The following is a 19,839-nucleotide window of genomic DNA, read 5'->3' as shown; positions in this document are numbered from 1 at the left end:
GCATTCCGGTCCGGCGTCTCGGCTTCGAGCGACATTGTCGCGTGGCCGCAGGATGTTAGGATCGCCGGGGGAGCTGAGAGAGGACGCGGATGGGGCCGGACGCCGAGGGACTGATTGACGTGGTGCGCCCGCCGGCGCTTGAAGCCCGGGGCATCGTCAAACGATTCGGAGCCCTCGTCGCCAACAACGGCGTCGATCTCACCATCGGCCAGGGCGAGATCCACGCCCTGCTCGGCGAGAACGGCGCCGGCAAATCGACCCTCGTGAAGATTCTCTACGGCGCGCTGCAGCCGAACGAGGGGGAAATCCGCTGGCTCGGCGTGCCGACGACGATCGGCAGCCCGGCCGAGGCCCGCGCGCTCGGCATCGGCATGGTGTTTCAGCATTTCTCGCTGTTCGAGGCGCTCACGGTCGCCGAGAACGTCGCGCTCGGCCTGCCGCCGGACAAGTCGATGGCCGAGATCGTCGCCGACATCGAGGCGATGTCGCGCGATTTCGGCCTGCCGATCGATCCGCATCGCCATGTGCGCGATCTCTCCGTCGGCGAGCGTCAGCGCATCGAGATCGGCCGCGCGCTCCTGCAGAACCCGCAGCTTCTCATCATGGACGAGCCGACTTCGGTGCTGACGCCGCAGGAGGCCGACCTCCTGTTCGGCACGTTGCGCCGGCTCGCCGCGGAAGGCCGCTCGATCCTCTACATCACCCACCGCCTCGAAGAGGTCCGCGCGCTCTGCGAGCGGGCCACGGTGCTGCGTCACGGCAAGGTGGTCGGCCATTGCGATCCGCGCCGGGAAACCGCCGCGAGCCTCGCCCGCATGATGGTCGGCAGCGACGTGAAGACCCTGGTGCCGCGCGAGAGCGCCCAGGGCGGCAAGGCGCGGCTGGAGATCACCACCCTGTCGCTGCCGGCGCCCGATCATTTCGGCACAGCTTTGCACGACGTGTCGCTCAGCGTGCGCGGCGGCGAGATCGTCGCGATCGCCGGCGTCGCGGGCAACGGCCAGGGCGAGTTGTTCGACGCCATTTCCGGCGAGCGGCTGTCGCCGCCGGAGGCGGTCAAGATCGACGGCGCGCCGGTCGGCGGCCTCGGCATCACCGCCCGGCGCAAACGCGGCGGGGCCTTCGTGCCCGAGGAGCGCCTCGGCCACGGCGCCGCGCCGCGCTTCAGCCTCTCCGACAACGCCGCGCTCACGCGCTACGCCACCGCGGGGATGGTGCGGATCGGCATGCTGCTGCGCTCCAAGGCGAAGGCGCTGTCGGAAGCGGTCATCGGGCAATTCGACGTGCGCAAGGGCGCGCCCGATCCGGAGGCCGGCAGCCTCTCGGGCGGTAATTTGCAGAAATTCGTCGTCGGTCGCGAAGTCCTCGCCGGACCCGGCGTGCTCGTCGTCAACCAGCCGACCTGGGGCGTCGATGCCGGTGCGGCGGCGGTGATCAGGCAATCCCTCATCGATCTCGCCGCAAACGGCGCCGCGGTCCTCGTCATCAGCCAGGACCTCGACGAGATCCTCGAGATCGCCGATCGCATCGCGGTGATCCACCACGGGCACCTGTCCGATCCCGAGCCCGCCGCAACGGTGACGCTGGAGCGGATCGGCCTCCTCATGGGCGGCGCCCGTCCCGAACTCGACACGGAGAGCGTCGATGCTGCTTGAGCTCGAGAAACGCCCGCAGCGCTCCTCGGCGATGGCGCTCCTGTCGCCGCTCATCGCAGTCGCGCTCACCGTGATCACAGCCGGCGTGCTGCTCGCCCTCGTCGGCATCCCGCCGCTGCAAGGGCTCAAGGTCTATTTCGTCGACCCGCTCACCAATGTCTGGAGCCTCGAGGAACTGACCGTCAAAGCCTCACCGCTCATCATCATCGCGATCGGCCTTTCCATGTGCTTCCTCGCGAACACGTGGAACATCGGCGCGGAGGGGCAATATATCCTCGGCGCCATTGCCGGAGGCTGGGTCGCCCTCACCTTCGGGCCGGACGGCGGCTGGTGGGTGCTGCCGGCGATGATCGTCGCCGGCATCCTCGGCGGCGCGGTCTACGCGCTGATCCCGGCGGTCCTCAAGGTCGTCTTCAAGGCCAACGAGATCCTGACGAGCCTGATGCTCGTCTATGTCGCCCAGCTCCTCATCGATTATCTCGTCCGCGGGCCGTGGCGCGACCCGATGGGGTTCAACTTCCCGCAGACGGCGACCTTCGACGAGGCCGCGACGCTGCCGCTGCTCGATCCGGGCGGCCGCATGCACCTGGGCGTGCTCATCACGCTCGTCATCGTCATCGCCGCCGCGATCCTGCTGTCGCGCACGCTGAAGGGCTTCGAGATCCGCCTCGTCGGACAAGCACCGCGCGCCGCCCGGTTCGCAGGATTCGACGACAAACGTTTGATCCTGCTCACGTTCGCGATCTCCGGCGGGCTCGCGGGCCTAGCCGGTCTCCTCGAGGTCGCCGGGCCCATCGGCCAGCTTCTGCCGACCATCTCGCCGGGCTACGGTTTCACGGCGATCATCGTCGCCTTCCTCGGCCGCCTCAATCCGATCGGCATTCTCGTCGCCGGCCTCGCCCTCGGGCTGTCGTTCCTCGGCGGCGAGCAGGCGCAGATTTCACTCGGTGTTCCGCTCGACCTCACCAACGTCGTGCAGGGCACCCTCTTGTTCTACGTGCTCGCCTGCGACACGCTGATCCTCTATCGCGTCCGCGTGCGCTCGACCGGGGGAAGGGCCGTCCGTGGAGTTCACTGAAGCGATCCTGCTCACCGTCGTCACCGCCTCGACGCCGCTCCTCATCGCGGCGCTCGGAGAGCTCGTTTGCGAGCGTTCCGGCGTCCTCAATCTCGGCGTCGAGGGGATGATGGTGATGGGCGCCGCCTGCGGCTTCGCGGCGGCCTCCTTGAGCGGCAGCACCACCGTCGGCATCGTCGCCGGCATCGCGGCCGGGGCCCTGCTGTCCTGCCTGTTCGCCCTGATGGTGCTCGTCTTCGCGGCGAACCAGGTCGCCTCCGGCCTCGCGCTGACGATCTTCGGGCTCGGCCTGTCCGGCCTGATCGGCCGCGATTTCGTCGGCAAGCAGATCAATGCCGTGCCGGAGGTCCACATCCCCGGCCTGACGGACCTGCCGTTCGTCGGCCGGCTGTTCTTCGGCGAGGACGTCTTCGTCTATGCCTCGTTCGCCCTCGTCGTCGGCATCGCCTGGTTCCTCAACAAGACGCGGGCAGGCTTGGTGCTGCGGGCGGTCGGCGACAGCCACGTCTCGGCCCATGCCCTCGGCCACCCGGTGCTCAGGGTGCGCTTCTTCGCCATCCTGTTCGGCGGCGCCTGCGCCGGTCTCGCCGGGGCCTATCTCTCGCTCGCCTACACGCCGTTCTGGGTGCAGGGCATGACCGCCGGCCGCGGCTGGATCGCGCTCGCCCTCGTCGTGTTCTCGTCGTGGATGCCGTGGCGGGCGGTCATCGGCGCCTATCTCTTCGGCGCCGTGACCATCCTCCAACTGCACGCGCAAGGGTTCGGCCTGCCGGTCCCCTCGCAGCTCATGTCCGCCCTGCCCTATCTCGCGACGATCCTGGTGCTCGTCCTGATCTCGCGCAGCCGCGCGCGCGCCGGTGCCCCGGCCGCGCTCGGACAACCCTTCGTGCCGGACCGGTGATCCGGTCGCGATCCTTCGACATACCCTCCAGAGGAAGGAGCCTCGTTCGATGAAGTCCCTGATCAAAGGCGCGGCATTGGCGCTCGCGCTGGCGTTCGCCGCAAGCGGCGCCCAGGCCGAAGACAAGGTGAAGGTCGGGTTCGTCTATCTCGGACCGGTCGGCGACTTCGGCTGGACCTACCAGCACGAGGTGGGCCGCAAGTACCTGGTGGACAAGCTCGGCAGCAAGGTCGATGCGACCTATGTCGAGAACGTGCCGGAAGGCCCGGACGCCGAGCGCGTCATCGAGGGCCTGGTGCGCGACGGCAACAAGCTGATCTTCACCACCTCGTTCGGCTACATGGAGCCGACGCTGAAGGTGGCGAAGCGCCATCCGGACGTGAAGTTCGAGCACAACACCGGCTTCAAGATGGCCAAGAACGTGGGCATCTATTCCGCCCGCTTCTATGAAGGCCGCTACGTGGAAGGCGTGATCGCCGCCAAGATGTCGAAGACCGGCGTCGTCGGCTATATCGGCTCGTTCCCGATCCCCGAGGTCGTCTCGGGCATCAACGCCTTCATGCTCGGCGCCCAGTCGGTGCGGCCGGACCTCAAGGTCAAGATCGTGTGGGTGAACACCTGGTTCGACCCGGGCAAGGAATCCGACGCCGCCAAGGCGCTGGTCGATCAGGGTGCCGACATCATCGCGACCCACACCGACAGCCCCGCCGCGACCCAGGTCGCCGAGGAGCGCGGCGTGCACTCGTTCGGCCAGGATTCCGACATGATCAAGTTCGGACCGAAGGCCCAGCTCACCGCCATCGTCAACGTGTGGGGCGGCTATTATGTCGACCGCGTCAACGCGCTGATCGCCGGCACATGGAAGCCCGACGACACCTGGGGCGGATTCGACAGCGGCATGGTCGCCATGGCGCCGTTCACCAACATGCCGGATGACGTCAAGGCGCTCGCCGAGAAGACCGAGAAGGACATCCACGACAAGACGCTCAACCCCTTCAAGGGCCCGATCTACAAGCAGGACGGCACCGAGGTGGTGAAGGCGGGCGCGGCTCTGCCCGACAAGGATATCCTGTCGATGAACTGGTACGTGAAGGGCATCGACGACAAGCTGCCGCAATAATCGGCAGCGACCGCATTCGAAACCGGACGGCCCCGCTTCGGCGGGGCCTTCTTTTTTGGGACGGCTCGTTTTCGGGCCTTTGTCGCGCGGCTGGCGAAGCGATCCGCTTTCGACCTGTGCGGGAGTGCGCCTTGTCCCGGCGCGCCTGAAAAAAGCAACCCGATGCTTCGAAAGGACGGCCCTAAAGGGCTCTAATGACGATGTGCCGGATGTGCCGGGACCGCGGTGATTTGACTTCCGCAGCTTGCGCCGCGTCACCAAACGCTAAAAGCGCCGCGAGGCAGCCCCCCGGGGCCCCGAGCGGCACGGTCCCCGAGGAGACCGCCGATGACCGAGAACCGTTCCCTCCCCGTCCTCTCTCCTGCCGCGCGGCAGGCCGGGTCGCCCGGCCGAATGCGCGGGACCTTCGGGCAAGGGTGTCGTGGCACCTGTCGGCACGCGCGCTGACGGCCTCGCCCCCGCTTCCTTCTGACAATCCGGAACCCGAAGCCGATCGCCGGCGTTTAGGCCGCGCGACGCAGGAGTAGTTCATGAGTCGGTTTAATCACTACCTCGTCGAGATCGACGACAATCCCGCCGGGATCCTGATCCGCACCGGATCGGAATTCGCCTTCCACGCCGTCGGCGCCAAGTTCGCCCCGCTTGAGGGGGCGACCTTCCCGGACGCGGTCGCGGCCGAGCGCGCGGCGCGCCGTCTCGCCCGCCACGGCGGCACGCCGAAGCTGCGTGCCGCGGCCTGAGCCGGCCACCGGCGTCCGCCGAACCTCGACAAAGCACGAACGCCTCGGCCTGATCGGGCCGAGGCGTTTTCGTTTGGGAGGCGGACCGTTCGGAAAGCGGATCAGGCCGCGCGCACTGTCGCGAGGAAGGTCTGCATCTCCTGGCGGAGCTGCGTCGCCTGGGCGCTCAGGTCAGTCGAGGCGACCAGCACGAGGCTCGCCGCCTCACCGGTCTCGTCGGCGGTCTTCGCCACGTCCGAGATGTTGGTCGTGACCGAGCTGGTGCCGGTCGCCGCCTGATCGACGCTGCGCACGATCTCCTTCGTCGCGATGCCCTGCTGCTCGACGGCGGCCGAAATCCCGGTCGCGACGTCGTTCATGCGGCGGATCTGCGCGCTCACGCCCTCGATGACCTTCACGGCCTGCTCGGTGGTCGCCTGGATCGCGCTGATCTGGCTTTCGATCTCGTCGGTCGCCTTCGCGGTCTGGCTGGCGAGCTCCTTCACCTCGGACGCGACCACCGAGAAGCCCCTACCGGCATCGCCCGCCCGTGCCGCCTCGATCGTGGCGTTGAGAGCGAGAAGGTTGGTCTGCGAGGCGATGTTGGAGATGAGGCCGATGAAGTCGCCGATCCGCGCCGCAGCCTGCGACAGCTCGCGGATGACCGCGCCGGTCCGCTCCGCCTCACGCACCGCTTCGGTGGACATAGCGGCCGATTGCTCGACCTGTCGCGCGATCTCGTCGACGGAAGCGCCGAGTTCCTCGGCAGAAGAGGCGACGACCACGACGTTCGTCGCGGCCTCCTCGGCGGCGGCCGCGACCGTCGTCGATTGATTCGACGTCTTGCGCGCCGCAGCGGTCATGCGCTGGGCCGTTTTGAGCAAATCGTCGGAGGCGTCCGAGACGCCACCGACGATGCTGCCGACTGCGCTTTCGAAGCGGTTGGCGAGATCGAGCATGGCGTCGCGGCGCTGAATTTCGGCGGCCCGGCGCGCCTCGTCCGCAGCGCGCTCCATCTCGGCGTTGCGCTCCAGGCTGTGCTTGAACACCATCAGCGCCTTCGCCATCAAGCCCACTTCGTCTTGGCGAGCGGTACCGGGAATCTCGACGTTCAGATCACCGCCAGCAACCTGCTGCATCGCCGCCGTGAGGCGCGACAGCGGGCGCGCCACCCGCCCGATCACCACCACGAGACCGACCACCGCAAGCACCAGAGACAGCAGCAGCACGAAGCCGTAGATGAGTGCGGTCTGCCGCGCAGCGGCTTCGGACGTGATCGACGCCGCCGTAAGGCCTTCGACCGCCGCACCGGCAGTCGCCGCAATCGTGGAGATGGCCGGGTCGACCGCCTTGCGCCAATCGGCAAACGAGGTGGTGGACTGACCACCGCTCACAAGCTCCTGGGTGACCTTGTCGCGGAGGGCTTTGAAGCTGCCGCCGAAATAATCCTGCTGGGCCTTGGCGGCCGTGTCGCGCAGTGCCTGCGGCGAATTCGGCGCGAGCGCGATTTCGTAAGTCACAGACCAAGCCAGTGCGGCGCGGGCATCGTTGGTCAGGATCGACTTGATCTCATCGGGCGTCGCGACCCGCTGTTCCATGAGGACGTTGTTGAAGACCAGCGTGCTCACCCCGGCGAAGGTGCGGGCCGACCATGCCATGCCGCGCGCCAGCAGAAGCTGGGACAAGGTTGGGTCATAGGCTCGGATCTCCGCCTCGACCAGGGCCGTGAGCGCCTCGAGGTCGTCGAGGAGCTTGCCGCCCTCGTCCATCATCCGCTTGCCGAGATCCTTGGTGCGCTGATCGAGCGATTTGGCAAGGTCCTGATCGGAGAGCGCCCGGATCGACTTGATCGTCTCATATTGGTCGGCGAGCTTCTTGAACGCCCCGTCGAAGCGGCCGCCCGGCTGAACGGCGAGCCCCGCGGCAAGCGCGTCCATCGCGGCGACCACCGTGGCACGGCGGGTCGTCATGCGCTCGACATTGCTCTGATTCTTGTCGCTCGCGAGCGACAGGGACATCCGCGTCTCGCTGCGCTCGAAGCGGAAATTCGCCAACGCCTCGTAGAGGCTCTTATCGATGCTTGCGAGCCGCGTGACCTGCCGGGACGCTTCATAGGTCCTGTATGCGCTTGCAAGGGCCGCCACACACAGCACGGCGACGATGAAGCTGATCACACAAAACAGCGCGACGAGGGTCGTCTTGATCGAGATGCGCATCCCAGCCATCCGAAACGGAGGAAGTCGGTTCTCCCCCGTCTACAGGCGCGTGCTTGTGCGAACCTGATCTCGCGAACGTGAACAATACCGGCGGTGCCTTTCGCCTCAGGCGGCGAGCAAGCTCACCGCCTTGGAGAGCCGCGCGATGGCCTCGTCGAGCGTCGCTTCGTTCTTGGCGAAGCAGAAGCGGGCGACGGTCGTCACCGCGTTCACCGAATAGAAGGCCGAGACCGGCACCGCCGCGACCCGGGCTTCCGCGACGAGACGGCGGCAGAAGGCGGCATCGTCGGCGAGCCCGAGCGGCGCGAGATCGACGCAGACGAAATAGGTGCCCTGGCTCGGCAGCACGCTGAACCCGGCGTCCACGAGCCCCTTCGAGAAATAATCCCGCTGCGCCTGAAGCCGCGCCCGCATCCCGGCGAAGTAGGCATCGTCCTTGCCGAGACCGTAGGCGACGGCGGCCTGGAGATTGGGTGCCGTCGTGAAGGCGAGAAATTGGTGCGTCTTGGCGACCGCGCGCAAAAGCGGCGGCGCGGCGGCCACGAGACCGACCTTCCAGCCCGTGAGGGCGAAGATCTTGCCGGCCGAACCGATCTTCACCGACCGCTCGCGCAAGCCCTCGACGGCGAGGACGGGCACGTGGGCGTGACCGTCGAACACGACGTGCTCCCAGACCTCGTCGGCGACCACCACCGCCGACGTCGGCGCGATGACGCGGGCGAGCAGATCGAGATCCTCCCGCGGCCACACCGCGCCCGCCGGGTTGATCGGGTTGTTGATGATGACGACCCGCGTCTTCGGCCCGATCGCCGCCTCGAGCAACGCCTCGTCGAACCGCCAGTGCGGCGGGGTCAGGCGGACGATGCGGGGGACACCGCCGGCCTGACGGATCAGCGGCAGGTACGCGTCATAGGCGGGTTCGAAGACCACGACCTCGTCGCCCGGCGAGACGAGCCCGAGAATCGAAGCGGCGAGCGCTTCGGTCGCGCCGGAGGTGACAAGCACCTCCTTGTCGGGATCGAGGGCGACGCCGTGGTGCCGGCCATAATGCGCGGCGATGGCGGCGCGCAGCTCCGGCGTTCCCATCATCGAGGGATATTGGTTGTTGCCGTCGATCACCGCCTCGGCCGCCTTGCGCCGCACGTCCTCGGGACCTGGATCGTCCGGAAAGCCCTGGCCGAGATTGATCGCCTGATGGTGACGGGCGAGTTGCGACATCTCCTCGAAGATGGTCGTCGGCAGGCCGGAGAAGACGGGATTGGGCGTGAAAGTGAAGGTCATCGTCGCGGGCTCGAAAAGGGCAACGCTGCGCAGGCTAGGCGCGTCCGCTGGCCCAAACAAGGCATGGCATTTCCGGACGGTGCGGAAAGCGGCGAGCAGCCCGGAGACGGCGGCGCGGTCGAGATCGTGGCCGCGGCAATGAGTCGGCGGCCGCCACCCTCCCCGCCCAAACAAAAAGACCGCGGCGCGGGCCGCGGTCTCGATCGATGCCGAAAGAGGACCTCCGCCCGTCAGCCGCCGGGCGTCCAGGCCTGATAATCGCCGGTCGCAGGGGGACGGTGCGGCGCCTCGCGCAGGATGGAGCCGGCCGGGCGATAGGCCTCGGCGGTTCCGGTCTTGTTGTCGCGATGCGGCTTCTGCCATTCGCGCGGCGTGTAGGCCGCCTGGCTCGGCGGGGTGTCGACGCGGTGATGCATCCAGCCCCACCAGCCGGGGGAATGCGGCTCGCCTCGACGACGCCGTTATAGACAACCCAGCGCCGCTCGAAGCCCATGTCGGGATTGATGGCGCCGCCGCGGAAGCGATAATAGACGTTGCCGTACTCATCCTCGCCCACGCGCTCGCCGAAGCGCTTGGTGAAGAACTTGGTGCCGAACGTGTAGTCGTTCCACCATGTGAAGAGATGGAGGAGAAAGGCCTTCATCGCCACCGGATCCGATGTTTCGGGCGCGGGAGGGCGCCCGGGTCAAGTCGGTCGGACCATGCCACCCGGCCCGCGCCCTGTCCAGCTTCGGATCGCGTTCATGGGGGCCGACACGGGCGACTCGCAAGCGCGGTCACTGTCAAGGGAAGACCGTCCCGAACGGGCGATCTTGTCGCCGCATTGGGGATAGCGTGCAAAAGCGTACCGGCTGCGCACTACAATATATAGGGAGCGGCGCTGAGCCGAGCCGCTAGACCTTGACGACCCGGGACGACTCTCCCTAGTCTCCCCCTCACACAGACGCGCCGTGCCGGCCCCGGCCCCAGCGCGCCCAGTTCACCTTGCTCTCGTGCGTTCGCCGTTCGTGTCACACTCGATGCGCGCGGTCGCTGAGTCGTATCCGGAAGCCGGTCGCCGCTCCCACGGCGCCCCTCCCAAAGGCGGCTCGTAAACACTATATTTAGTGCCTCAAGGCACCCTCACCTACTAGATACGACTCGAGCCGCGAGTCGTGTCGGAGCGGACGCGACGCGGGCGGCAGGCCGTCCGCACCCTGATTTTCCATCCCCCGCGGGATGATCGGAGACCACGATTATGCGGTTCGAGCGACGCTATACGAGCGACGGCAAGTCGGCCTACGACGGCATCGAATTCCGGAAGGTGATCAGCGAGATCCGCAACCCGGACGGCTCCGTGGTGTTCCGCCTGGAGGGCATCGACGTGCCCACCACCTGGAGCCAGGTCGCCTCCGACGTGCTCGCCCAGAAGTACTTCCGCAAGGCGGGCGTGCCGGCCCGCCTGAAGAGGGTGAAGGAGCGCGGCGTCCCCGAGTTCCTGTGGCGTTCGGCTGCCGACGAGGCCGCGCTCGAGGCGCTGCCGACGGGCGAGCGCTTCACCGGCGAGACCGATTCCCGCCAGGTGTTCGACCGTCTCGCCGGCACCTGGACCTATTGGGGCTGGAAGGGCGGCTATTTCGACGCCGAGGCCGACGCCCAGGCGTTCTATGACGAGCTGCGCTTCATGCTCGCGACCCAGAAGGTCGCGCCGAACTCGCCGCAATGGTTCAACACCGGCCTGCACTGGGCCTACGGCATCGATGGCCCCAGCCAGGGCCACTATTATGTGAACCACAAGACCGGCGAGCTCAAAGCCTCCGAGACGGCCTACGAGCACCCGCAGCCCCACGCCTGCTTCATCCAGTCGGTCAACGACGATCTCGTCAACGAGAACGGGATCATGGACCTGTGGGTGCGCGAGGCGCGCCTGTTCAAGTACGGCTCCGGCACCGGCTCCAACTTCTCCGCGCTGCGCGGCGAAGGCGAGAAGCTGTCGGGCGGCGGCAAGTCGTCCGGCCTGATGAGCTTCCTCAAGATCGGCGACCGCGCCGCCGGTGCCATCAAGTCGGGCGGCACCACCCGCCGCGCCGCCAAGATGGTGGTGGTCGACGTCGACCACCCGGACATCGAGGCCTATGTCGGCTGGAAGGTTCGCGAGGAGCAGAAGGTCGCCGCGCTCGTCACCGGCTCCAAGACCGTCGCCCGCCACATGAAGGCGGTGATGAAGGCCTGCGTGAACTGCGACGGCCCCGGCGAATCGTGCTTCGATCCGGAGAAGAACCCGGTCCTGAAGCGCGAGATCCGCGCCGCCAAGAAGGCGCTGGTGCCGGAGAATTATATCCGCCGCGTCATCCAGTTCGCCAAGCAGGGCTACACCGAGATCGAGTTCCCGATCTTCGACACCGACTGGGATTCCGAGGCCTATCTGACGGTTTCGGGCCAGAACTCCAACAACTCGGTGCGCGTCACCGACGCCTTCCTGAACGCGGTCGAGACCGACGGCGATTGGGCGCTGATCCGCCGCACCGACGGCAAGGTCGCCAAGACCATCAAGGCGCGCGAGCTGTGGGACCAGATCGGCTATGCCGCCTGGGCCTCGGCCGATCCGGGCATCCAGTTCCACACCACGATCAACGACTGGCACACCTGCCCGGCCGCCGGCGAGATCCGCGCGTCCAATCCGTGCTCGGAATATATGTTCCTGGACGACACGGCCTGTAACCTCGCCTCGATCAACCTGCTGCAGTTCCGCCGCCCCGACCGCTCGTTCGACGTCGAGGCCTACGAGCATGCGGTGCGGCTGTGGACGGTCGTGCTCGAGATCTCGGTTCTGATGGCGCAGTTCCCGTCGCGCCGCATCGCCGAGCTCTCCTACCAGTACCGCACCCTCGGGCTCGGCTACGCCAACATCGGCGGCCTCCTGATGTCGTCGGGCATCCCCTACGACAGCGCCGAGGGCCGCGCGATCTGCGGCGCGCTGACCGCCATCATGACCGGCGTCGCCTACGCCACCTCGGCCGAGATGGCCCGCGAGCTCGGCCCCTTCCCGGGCTTCGAGGCGAACCGCGAGCCGATGCTGCGCGTCATGCGCAACCATCGCCGCGCCGCCAAGGGCGAGGCCGCCGGCTACGAGGCGCTCGCCATCGCGCCGGTGCCGCTCGACCACGCCAACGTGGCCGACAAGGCGCTCGCCGCCCATGCGGTGGCGGCCTGGGATCGCGCCCTCGAATGGGGCGAGATCTACGGCTACCGCAACGCCCAGGTGTCTGTCATCGCGCCGACCGGCACGATCGGCCTCGTGATGGATTGCGACACCACCGGCATCGAGCCCGACTTCGCCCTGGTGAAGTTCAAGAAGCTCGCCGGCGGCGGCTACTTCAAGATCATCAACCGCGCCGTGCCGGAGGCGCTGCGCGCGCTCGGCTACGGCGAGGCCGAAATCCAGGCGATCATCGATTACGCCGTGGGTCACGGCTCGCTCGTCGGCGCCCCGGCGATCGGCCACGAGGCCCTGAAGGCCAAGGGCTTCACCGACGCCGTGCTCGAGAAGCTCGAGGCGGCGCTGAAGAGCGCCTTCGACATCAAGTTCGCCTTCACCAAGTGGACGCTCGGCGAGGACTTCCTCACCGGCACGCTCGGCATCGCCAAGGCCGAGCTCGACGATCAGGGCTTCGACCTGCTCGCCCGCCTCGGCTTCTCGAAGGCCGACATCGACGCGGCGAACGTGTGGTGCTCGGGCGCCATGACGCTCGAAGGCGCGCCCGGCCTCAAGGCCGAGCACCTGCCGGTGTTCGACTGCGCCAACCCGTGCGGCCGGCTCGGCAAGCGCTTCCTCTCGGTCGAGAGCCACATCTACATGATGGCGGCGGCGCAGCCCTTCATCTCGGGCGCGATCTCCAAGACCATCAACATGCCGAACGACGCCACCGTCGAGGATTGCAAGAACGCCTACCGGCTGTCCTGGCGCCTCGCGCTGAAGGCGAACGCCCTCTATCGCGACGGCTCGAAGCTGTCGCAGCCGCTCAACAGCCAGCTTCTCGCCGACGACGAGGACGAAGCCGAGGACACCGTGGAGGCGATCGCCGCCGCCCCGGCGACCGCGGCCGCGACCATCGCGGCCGAGCGCATCGTCGAGCGGATCATCGAGCGCGAGGTGCGGCGGCGCGAGAAGCTGCCGGGCCGCCGCAAGGGCTACACCCAGAAGGCGATCGTCGGCGGCCACAAGGTCTACCTGCGTACCGGCGAATATGACGACGGCCGCCTCGGCGAGATCTTCATCGACATGCACAAGGAAGGCGCCGCCTTCCGCTCGCTGATGAACAATTTCGCCATCGCGATCTCGCTCGGCCTGCAATATGGCGTGCCGCTCGACGAATATGTCGACGCCTTCACCTTCACCCGCTTCGAACCGGCGGGCTTCGTGCAAGGCAACGAGGCGATCAAGAACGCGACCTCGATCCTCGACTACATCTTCCGCGAGCTCGCGATCTCCTACCTGCAGCGCCACGAACTCGGCCACGTCTCGCCCGAAGACATCGATTCGATGTCGATGGGCGCCGGCGTCGACGAGGGCAAGGCGCCGCGCGGACCGGAGCAGGTCGTCTCGAAGGGTCTGGTGCGCGGCCGCACCGAGCGCTTCCGGGTGATGGAGCCGGCCGGCGCCGGCGGCCCCGCCCCGCGGGCGACGGGCACGGCGAACGTGACGGCGATCCACGCCGCCCCGGCCCGCGCCCAGGCCGCGGCGACCGCGACGCTGTTCCAGCGCGCGTTGGAGACCGCACCCGAAGCGGCCCCCGTGGCCGTCGCGACCGCGGCCGCCTCGGCCCGGACCGACGCCGCCGAGCGCGCGGCGCTGGCCCGCCTCAAGGGCTACGAGGGCGAATCCTGCTCGGAGTGCGGCAACTTCACGATGGTGCGCAACGGCACCTGCCTGAAGTGCGACACCTGCGGCTCCACGAGCGGCTGCAGCTGAGCCGGAAGACGACGCGTCAACCTGACGCGTCATTCATTTTCGCTCAACGCCACGAAAGTTCGCTCGAACGTCACGCAAAGTTCGCTCACCCCTAGGGACGGGGGTGGGCCCAAACGGAAAGGGCCTGCCGCAGCGCTGCGGCAGGCCCTTTTTCATTGTCAGCCGCGGCGCGCTGTCTCTGGGCGCCAGCGCCTGAAGTCGCGAACTCACCATCCGCAGCGTCGTTGGTTCGCGCGCCGGCCTAGATCACCGCTTCCCACAATTCGATATAGACGTGGTCGGCATCGTCGGTTTCGGCGAGGGCGGTGCCGAAATAGACGGCGTCGCCGAGGTGGCGGTGGGGGCCGTCGGGTACCTCCAAGAGAGCGCGGGTGCGGCCGAGATAGCGGCCGTCCGCCTGCGGCACCATCCGGCCGGCGTTCGTCACCATCACCGGCGTGCCGTCCTCGAGCTCCAGGCAATAGCGCGCCTCGACGGCGTAGGCCCCGTCGGGCAGGCGCACCGCGAAGTCGGCGCCGCCCGGCAGGATCCGGCCGCTCCAGCCGTCGCCCCGCGCTTCGCCGCCGACGATCGGAAACATCGCCCGCACGATGCCCTGGGTGGTCGCGAATTCGCGTGCCGGGCCGAGGTCGGCGCGGATCACGCAGGCCTTGCGCAAGGGCGGTTGGCCGAGCGAGGCCCCCGCCCCGAGCGTCGTCATGTCGAAAGCGGGGCCGTCAGGCTTCATGGGTGATCCGCCCGTCGCACACCGTCATCCGGACGCCGAGCCCGGCGATCGCGTCGACCGGGGTCGCTTCGATGTCGGCCGAGAGGAGGACGAGGTCGGCGAGCAGGCCCGGGCGCAACCGTCCGGTGCTGTGCTCCATGTGGCCGGCGAAGGCGCCGTTGCGGGTGAAGGCGGCGAGCACCTCCGGGAGCGGCAGGCGCTGGTCCGGCAGGCCGGGGAGATGCGGCGCGCGGGTCAGCGCCGTCTGAATGCCGAGCAGCGGATCGATCGGCACCACCGGCCAATCGGACGAGAAGGCGACCGTCGCGCCGGCCTCGGCGAGCGCCCGCCAGGCATAGGCGTGGGGCGCGCGCGCCGCGCCGATGCTGCGCGTCGTCGGATTTTCGCCGACCGGCGCATGAAGGGGCTGGAAGGAGGCGACGACGCCGAGTTCGACGAACCGGCCGATGTCGGCCGGATCGATCATTTCGATATGCTCGATGCGGTGCCGGCTGTCGCGCGGGCCGTTGGCGGCGCGGGCGGCGGCATAGCCGTCGAGCGCGATGCGAACCGCCGCGTCGCCGATGGCGTGCACCGTGATCTGCAAGCCGCGACGGTCGGCTTCGATCGCCGCGGCGGCGAAGGTCTCGGCATCGAAGATCGGCTCGCCCTTGAGGCCCGGATGGTCCGCGTAGTCGGCCAGCATGGCGGCCGTGCCGCTTTCGATGACGCCGTCGACGAAGATCTTGACCCGCCGGCTCGTCACCCGCTCGCCGGTGAAATCGGCGGCCATGGCCGAGGCGCGGTCGAGCTCGGACAGCGGCATTTCGCGTGTCAGGTGGAACGGCACGGAGATGCGGGCGAGCAGTCCGCCCTCCGTCTCGACATCCCGCAGCAATTCCAGAAGGTGACGGTTGCCGTCCATGTTGTGCAGGGAGGTGATACCCTTCGCGGCGACGAAGCGCATGCCGGCCTTCAGCACGTCGAGATCCTCGCGCCATTCCGTGGGCGTCGGGGCCTGGGGCGGCTCGATGCCGGACATGCCGAGCATCTCGCGGCCGCCCGAGGTGCGCAGCGCGAGCACGGGCAGCAAGGCGAGCTTCTCCCGCAGTTCGCCGGTGGCGAGGCCGTCCTCGCCCATCACCACCTCGTTGCCGACCGGCAAGGTGCGGCCGTAGAGGAGGCCCGCGGCGCGCAACGCCGCCGTGTTCGCGAACAGGGTGTGGAAATCCCGCGCCATCACCGCGAGCGGGCGGTCCGGAGACATCGCGTCGAGCGCATGACGATCGAGCCGGGTGCCGGCGCCGAGAATCTCGTAATCCGCGCCTTGGGCGAACAGGAGGCCCTCGTTCGGCCGCGCGGCGGCGAAGGCCTCGACGGCCGCCTTCATCGCCGCGAAGCCGGCGACGTCGGCGAGTTGAAGCAGGGTCTGCCCGTAGGCGCCCGAGAACAGGTGCACGTGGCTTTCGACGAAGCCGGGCATCAGGGTGGCGCCGGCGGCATCGACGATGCGCGTGTCGGCACCCGCATGGGCCATGACGGTCTCCCGGTCGCCGACGGCGAGGATGCGATTGCCGCCGACCGCGACCGCCTCCGCCCGCGGCGCGTCCTCGTCCATGGTCAGGACGCGTGCGTTGAGAAAGATCAGGGAGGCGGTCATTCAGCGGATCCTCTTGCGGCGCGGCGCCGCGACGGTCGCCTCGTCGAACAGCATGTGGACGAGCGGAACCATGTGCGCCCGCAGGGCGTCCTCGTGCGCGTCGAGGGTGTGCTCCTCTTCGGAGATGAGGCGCAGGAACAATGGCATCCAGACATCGTGGAACAGCCGCGCCAGGAACGGCGACGAGGTCGGCGCCCCGCTGCGGAGGCTCAAGTCGAGCGCGTCGAAGAACTCGGCGACGACGCCCACCAGCGCTTCGGACACGCTCGCATATTGCTGGGCGAACTCCGTCTCGGGATGGCGGATCGCCGCCGACTCGGCATAGCGCCAGAGCTGCTTGTCGGCGATCTCCAGCGTGCGGGCCGAGACCCGCAGGAACATCTTCACGATGAGGGTCGCGAGGTCGGTGCCTTCGCGCCAATGGAGCGGTCGGTCGCGCTCGCGCGCCTCCGTCGTCCCCTCGTTGATCAGCGCGATGAGAATGCCGTCCTTCGACCCGAAATAATTGAAGACGGTCGGCGTGGAGATGCCCACGGCCGCGGCGATGTCCGCCATCGTGGTGGCGTCGATGCCCTGCGTGGCGAACAGCGCGCGCGCCGCAACGACGATGTCGTTCCGGCGCTTCGCCTTCTTACGGCTGCGCAGCCCCGTTTCCACCTGGCTCAGATCACTCAACGGGGCGGCCATCCGGATGTTTCGTGACATTTCTTGTCTCGGTAAAAAATTTTATTGACTAAAGAAACTTTGTCAATACGCATATTGGAGGCCCTTGGGGACGAAGAGGCAGATGCTCGACATTCGCGAACTCACGAAACGCTTCGGGTCTGGCGACGGCGCGGTGACCGCGCTCCACGAGGTGAGCTTCTCCATCGCGGAGGGAGAGTTCTTCACCCTGCTCGGCCCCTCGGGATGCGGTAAGACGACCCTGCTGCGGCTGATCGCGGGCTTCAGCGCCCCGAGCGGCGGCGCGCTCGTGCTCGACGGCCACGACATCGCGCGGATGCCGCCGAACCAGCGGCCGGTCAACACGGTGTTCCAGAACTACGCTCTCTTCCCGCACATGACCGTGGGCCAGAACGTGGCGTTCGCGCTCGAGGCGCAGGGCCGCCCCCGCGCCGAGATCACGCCCGCCGTGGAGGCCATGCTGAAGCTGGTTCAGCTCGGGCACCTGAAGGACCGCAAGAGTTCCGAGCTATCCGGCGGCCAGCAGCAGCGCGTCGCCCTCGCCCGCGCGCTGGTGGCCAAGCCGCGCATCCTCTTGCTCGACGAACCACTGTCGGCGCTCGACATGAAGCTGCGCAAGGAGATGCAGATCGAGCTGAAGCGGCTCCAGCGCGAGACCGGGCTCACCTTCATCTTCGTCACGCACGACCAGGAAGAAGCGCTGACGATGTCCGACCGCATCGCCGTGATGAGCGGCGGGCGGGTGCAGCAGATCGCGACCCCGCGCGAACTCTACGACCGGCCGGCCAACCGCTTCGTCGCCGGCTTCATCGGCGAGTCCAATTTCCTGCCCGCGCACGCGGCGAGCGGCACCGTCCGGTTCGGCGCGGCCGCGGTCGCGCTCGACGGTGTTCCCGAGGGCCCGGTAACGCTGATGATCCGGCCGGAGCACCTGGCGCTCGCGACCACCCTCCCCGGTGCGCTGGTGCTCGAGGCCGAGATCAAGCAGCTCGTCTTCTTCGGCACCGACACCCACGTCCATCTCGCCCTGCCCGACGGCCTCCCGCTCGTCGCCCGCGTGCAGAATGCGCTTCATGGCGGGACGCGCTTTGCCGAGGGCGAGAGTGTCCCGGTCTCCCTCCCCGCCGAGGCGCTCCGGGTGCTGGCCGACGAGGGAGGCGCGGCATGAAGACGTCGGAGCCTTGGCGCCGCTGGGCCCTCGTCCTTCCGGCGGTGACGATCGTGATGCTGTTCTCGATCCTGCCGCTCGCCCTCGTCGTCGTCTATTCGCTGCTGACGCCCGGCGATTTCGGCAACGTCAAATGGATTTTCTCGACCGACGGCTGGTTCTCGGTTCTCTTCGAGCGCGATATCTTCGACAACACAGTCAGCATTTCTGACGCCAACCTCGTCATTCTGGCCCGTTCGATCGGCCTCTCGCTCGCGACGACGCTGCTCACCCTGATCTTCGGGCTGCCGACGGCCTGGTTCATCGCAACCCGACCGGCCTCCCAGCGCGGCTTCTGGCTGCTCCTCATCACCATCCCGTTCTGGACCAACCTGCTCGTGCGCACCATCGCCGTGCAGGAGATGATCCGATCGGAGGGCGTCATCAACCGCGTGCTGCTCGCGCTCGGCCTCATCCAGAAGCCGATCCAGATGATGTTCACGGACTTCGCCGTGCTGCTCGGCATGACCTACGTGTTCCTGCCGCTCATGGTGCTGCCCGTCTATGCCGCGATCGAGAAATTCGACTTCCGGTTGGCGGAGGCGAGCTACGACCTCTATGCCTCGCGGCTGTTCTGCCTGCGGCGCGTGATCCTGCCGCTGGTGCGCCCCGGCATCATCGCGGGCTCGATCCTGGTGTTCGTGCCCTCGCTCGGCGCCTACGTGACGCCGCGCATCATGGGCGGCGGCAAGTCGATGATGCTGGGCAACCTGATCGACATGCAGTTCGGCCAGGGCCGCAACTGGCCGCTCGGCGCCGCCCTCTCGATCACGCTGACGATCTTGGTCTTGGCGGCGCTCGTTTGGTACACGCGGATCACTTCGGGCCGGAACGGGCGCAATCATGGCTGAGCGCGGTTTCAACGTTAAACGTCTGCGCGGCGCGGAGATGCTGGCGATCACCTGCTTCGTCATCCTCTACGTGCCCATGGTCATCCTGGTCACCTACTCGTTCAACTCGGGCAATGTGATCGGCAACTGGGAGGGACTGTCGCTCAAATGGTATGGGGCGGCGCTGCACAACGAGGCCTTCCTCGACGCCGCCCTGAACTCCCTGATCCTGGCAACGTCGGCCGCCGTCATCTCGACCGTGTTCGCCATCATGGCCGCGCTCGCCACCACGCGCGGCGACGGCTTCCGCGGCGAAGGCGCGGTCCACCTGATCCTCAACCAGCCCCTGATGGTCCCCGAGATCGTCCTGGCGATCGCGCTCCTTATCATCGTCGGCCAGATCAAGGCGGCGACGGGCTATACAGGCCTCGGCTTCCTGATCGCGGCCCACACCACCTTCTGCGTGCCGTTCGCCTACCTGCCGATCCGCGCGCGGCTCGAGGGCATGGACCTGAGCCTCGAGACGGCCGCCGCCGACCTCTATGCGAGCCGCTTCTACACCTTCCGCCGCGTGACCCTGCCGCTCCTCGCCCCCGGCATCATGGCAGGTTTCATGCTGGCCTTCGTCGTCTCCCTCGACGACGTCGTCATGAGCGACTTCCTGAAGTCGCCCGGTCAGGAGACCCTGCCGACCTATCTGATGGGAGAGCTGCGGCGCAATCTCACGTCGGAAATCTACGCCATTTCCTCGCTCATTCTTCTGGTCAGCGTGCTGATCGTGGCGGGGTCTTGGGCCGCAACACGAAAAAAGAACTGAACTTCAGAGGAGAA

14 protein-coding genes and 1 pseudogene are annotated in these 19,839 nt (G+C 67.8%); 9 read left to right on the top strand and 6 right to left on the bottom strand.

Annotated features, from left to right (window positions below; translation table 11 throughout):
• Positions 1-89 precede the first annotated feature (89 nt).
• From F0357_RS16310 to F0357_RS16290, 5 genes are all read left to right on the top strand, one after another.
• Positions 90-1,655, top strand: a complete 1,566-nt coding sequence (locus F0357_RS16310; protein ID WP_153484399.1) for an ABC transporter ATP-binding protein — start codon at positions 90-92, stop codon at positions 1,653-1,655.
• The gene (locus F0357_RS16305) at positions 1,645-2,733 is read left to right on the top strand and encodes an ABC transporter permease (protein WP_153484390.1); all 1,089 of its coding nucleotides are present in this window, start codon (positions 1,645-1,647) and stop codon (positions 2,731-2,733) included. Before F0357_RS16310 ends, F0357_RS16305 begins: the two co-directional genes overlap by 11 nt.
• Positions 2,720-3,634: an ABC transporter permease gene (locus F0357_RS16300; protein WP_312861627.1), complete on the top strand. Its 915-nt coding sequence runs from the start codon at positions 2,720-2,722 to the stop codon at positions 3,632-3,634. The genes F0357_RS16305 and F0357_RS16300 overlap by 14 nt, the downstream gene beginning before the upstream one ends.
• 49 nt (positions 3,635-3,683) lie before the next feature.
• Positions 3,684-4,754, top strand: coding sequence for a BMP family ABC transporter substrate-binding protein (locus tag F0357_RS16295; protein WP_153484386.1), 1,071 nt, complete (start codon positions 3,684-3,686; stop codon positions 4,752-4,754).
• A 530-nt stretch (positions 4,755-5,284) separates the two neighbouring features.
• Positions 5,285-5,494 (top strand): hypothetical protein, encoded by a 210-nt coding sequence (locus F0357_RS16290; RefSeq protein ID WP_153484383.1) that lies wholly within the window; start codon positions 5,285-5,287, stop codon positions 5,492-5,494.
• 101 nt (positions 5,495-5,595) lie between these two features.
• Here F0357_RS16290 and F0357_RS16285 read toward each other — a convergent pair whose 3' ends face one another.
• From F0357_RS16285 to F0357_RS16275, 3 genes and pseudogenes are all read right to left on the bottom strand, one after another.
• Positions 5,596-7,689, bottom strand: coding sequence for a methyl-accepting chemotaxis protein (locus F0357_RS16285; protein WP_208948382.1), 2,094 nt, complete (start codon positions 7,687-7,689; stop codon positions 5,596-5,598).
• Positions 7,690-7,794: 105 nt separating this feature from the next.
• Positions 7,795-8,970: an aminotransferase gene (locus F0357_RS16280; RefSeq protein ID WP_153484375.1), complete on the bottom strand. Its 1,176-nt coding sequence runs from the start codon at positions 8,968-8,970 to the stop codon at positions 7,795-7,797.
• 230 nt (positions 8,971-9,200) lie between these two features.
• Positions 9,201-9,613: pseudogene (locus tag F0357_RS16275) on the bottom strand (NADH:ubiquinone oxidoreductase subunit NDUFA12).
• Between the two features lie 594 nt (positions 9,614-10,207).
• Between F0357_RS16275 and F0357_RS16270 the strand changes: the two are divergent.
• The gene (locus F0357_RS16270; RefSeq protein ID WP_153484370.1) at positions 10,208-13,921 is read left to right on the top strand and encodes a vitamin B12-dependent ribonucleotide reductase; all 3,714 of its coding nucleotides are present in this window, start codon (positions 10,208-10,210) and stop codon (positions 13,919-13,921) included.
• Between the two features lie 241 nt (positions 13,922-14,162).
• Here F0357_RS16270 and F0357_RS16265 read toward each other — a convergent pair whose 3' ends face one another.
• Genes F0357_RS16265 through F0357_RS16255 form a run of 3 tightly spaced genes read right to left on the bottom strand, consistent with a single transcriptional unit; the run spans position 14,163 to position 16,962 of the window.
• Positions 14,163-14,648, bottom strand: coding sequence for a DUF3237 family protein (locus tag F0357_RS16265; protein ID WP_153484360.1), 486 nt, complete (start codon positions 14,646-14,648; stop codon positions 14,163-14,165).
• On the bottom strand, positions 14,638-16,287 hold the full coding sequence (locus tag F0357_RS16260; protein WP_153484356.1) for an amidohydrolase: 1,650 nt from the start codon (positions 16,285-16,287) through the stop codon (positions 14,638-14,640). The genes F0357_RS16265 and F0357_RS16260 overlap by 11 nt, the downstream gene beginning before the upstream one ends.
• Positions 16,288-16,962, bottom strand: a complete 675-nt coding sequence (locus tag F0357_RS16255; protein WP_208948381.1) for a TetR/AcrR family transcriptional regulator — start codon at positions 16,960-16,962, stop codon at positions 16,288-16,290.
• Positions 16,963-17,074: 112 nt separating this feature from the next.
• Between F0357_RS16255 and F0357_RS16250 the strand changes: the two genes are divergently transcribed.
• The 3 genes from F0357_RS16250 to F0357_RS16240 are packed head-to-tail and all read left to right on the top strand — an operon-like array spanning position 17,075 to position 19,825.
• Positions 17,075-18,139, top strand: coding sequence for an ABC transporter ATP-binding protein (locus F0357_RS16250; protein WP_153484342.1), 1,065 nt, complete (start codon positions 17,075-17,077; stop codon positions 18,137-18,139).
• Entirely contained in the window at positions 18,136-19,029 is an 894-nt protein-coding gene (locus F0357_RS16245; RefSeq protein ID WP_153484338.1) for an ABC transporter permease, read from the top strand. Before F0357_RS16250 ends, F0357_RS16245 begins: the two co-directional genes overlap by 4 nt.
• A complete protein-coding gene (locus F0357_RS16240; RefSeq protein ID WP_153484333.1) occupies positions 19,022-19,825 on the top strand; it encodes an ABC transporter permease in 804 nt (267 codons plus the stop codon). Before F0357_RS16245 ends, F0357_RS16240 begins: the two co-directional genes overlap by 8 nt.
• Positions 19,826-19,839 lie beyond the last annotated feature (14 nt).

It is taken from the genome of Segnochrobactrum spirostomi, from assembly GCF_009600605.1.
Classification (GTDB): domain Bacteria; phylum Pseudomonadota; class Alphaproteobacteria; order Rhizobiales; family Segnochrobactraceae; genus Segnochrobactrum; species Segnochrobactrum spirostomi.
Note: the sequence above shows the minus strand (reverse complement) of the source record. Positions and strands in the feature narration are given on the sequence as shown.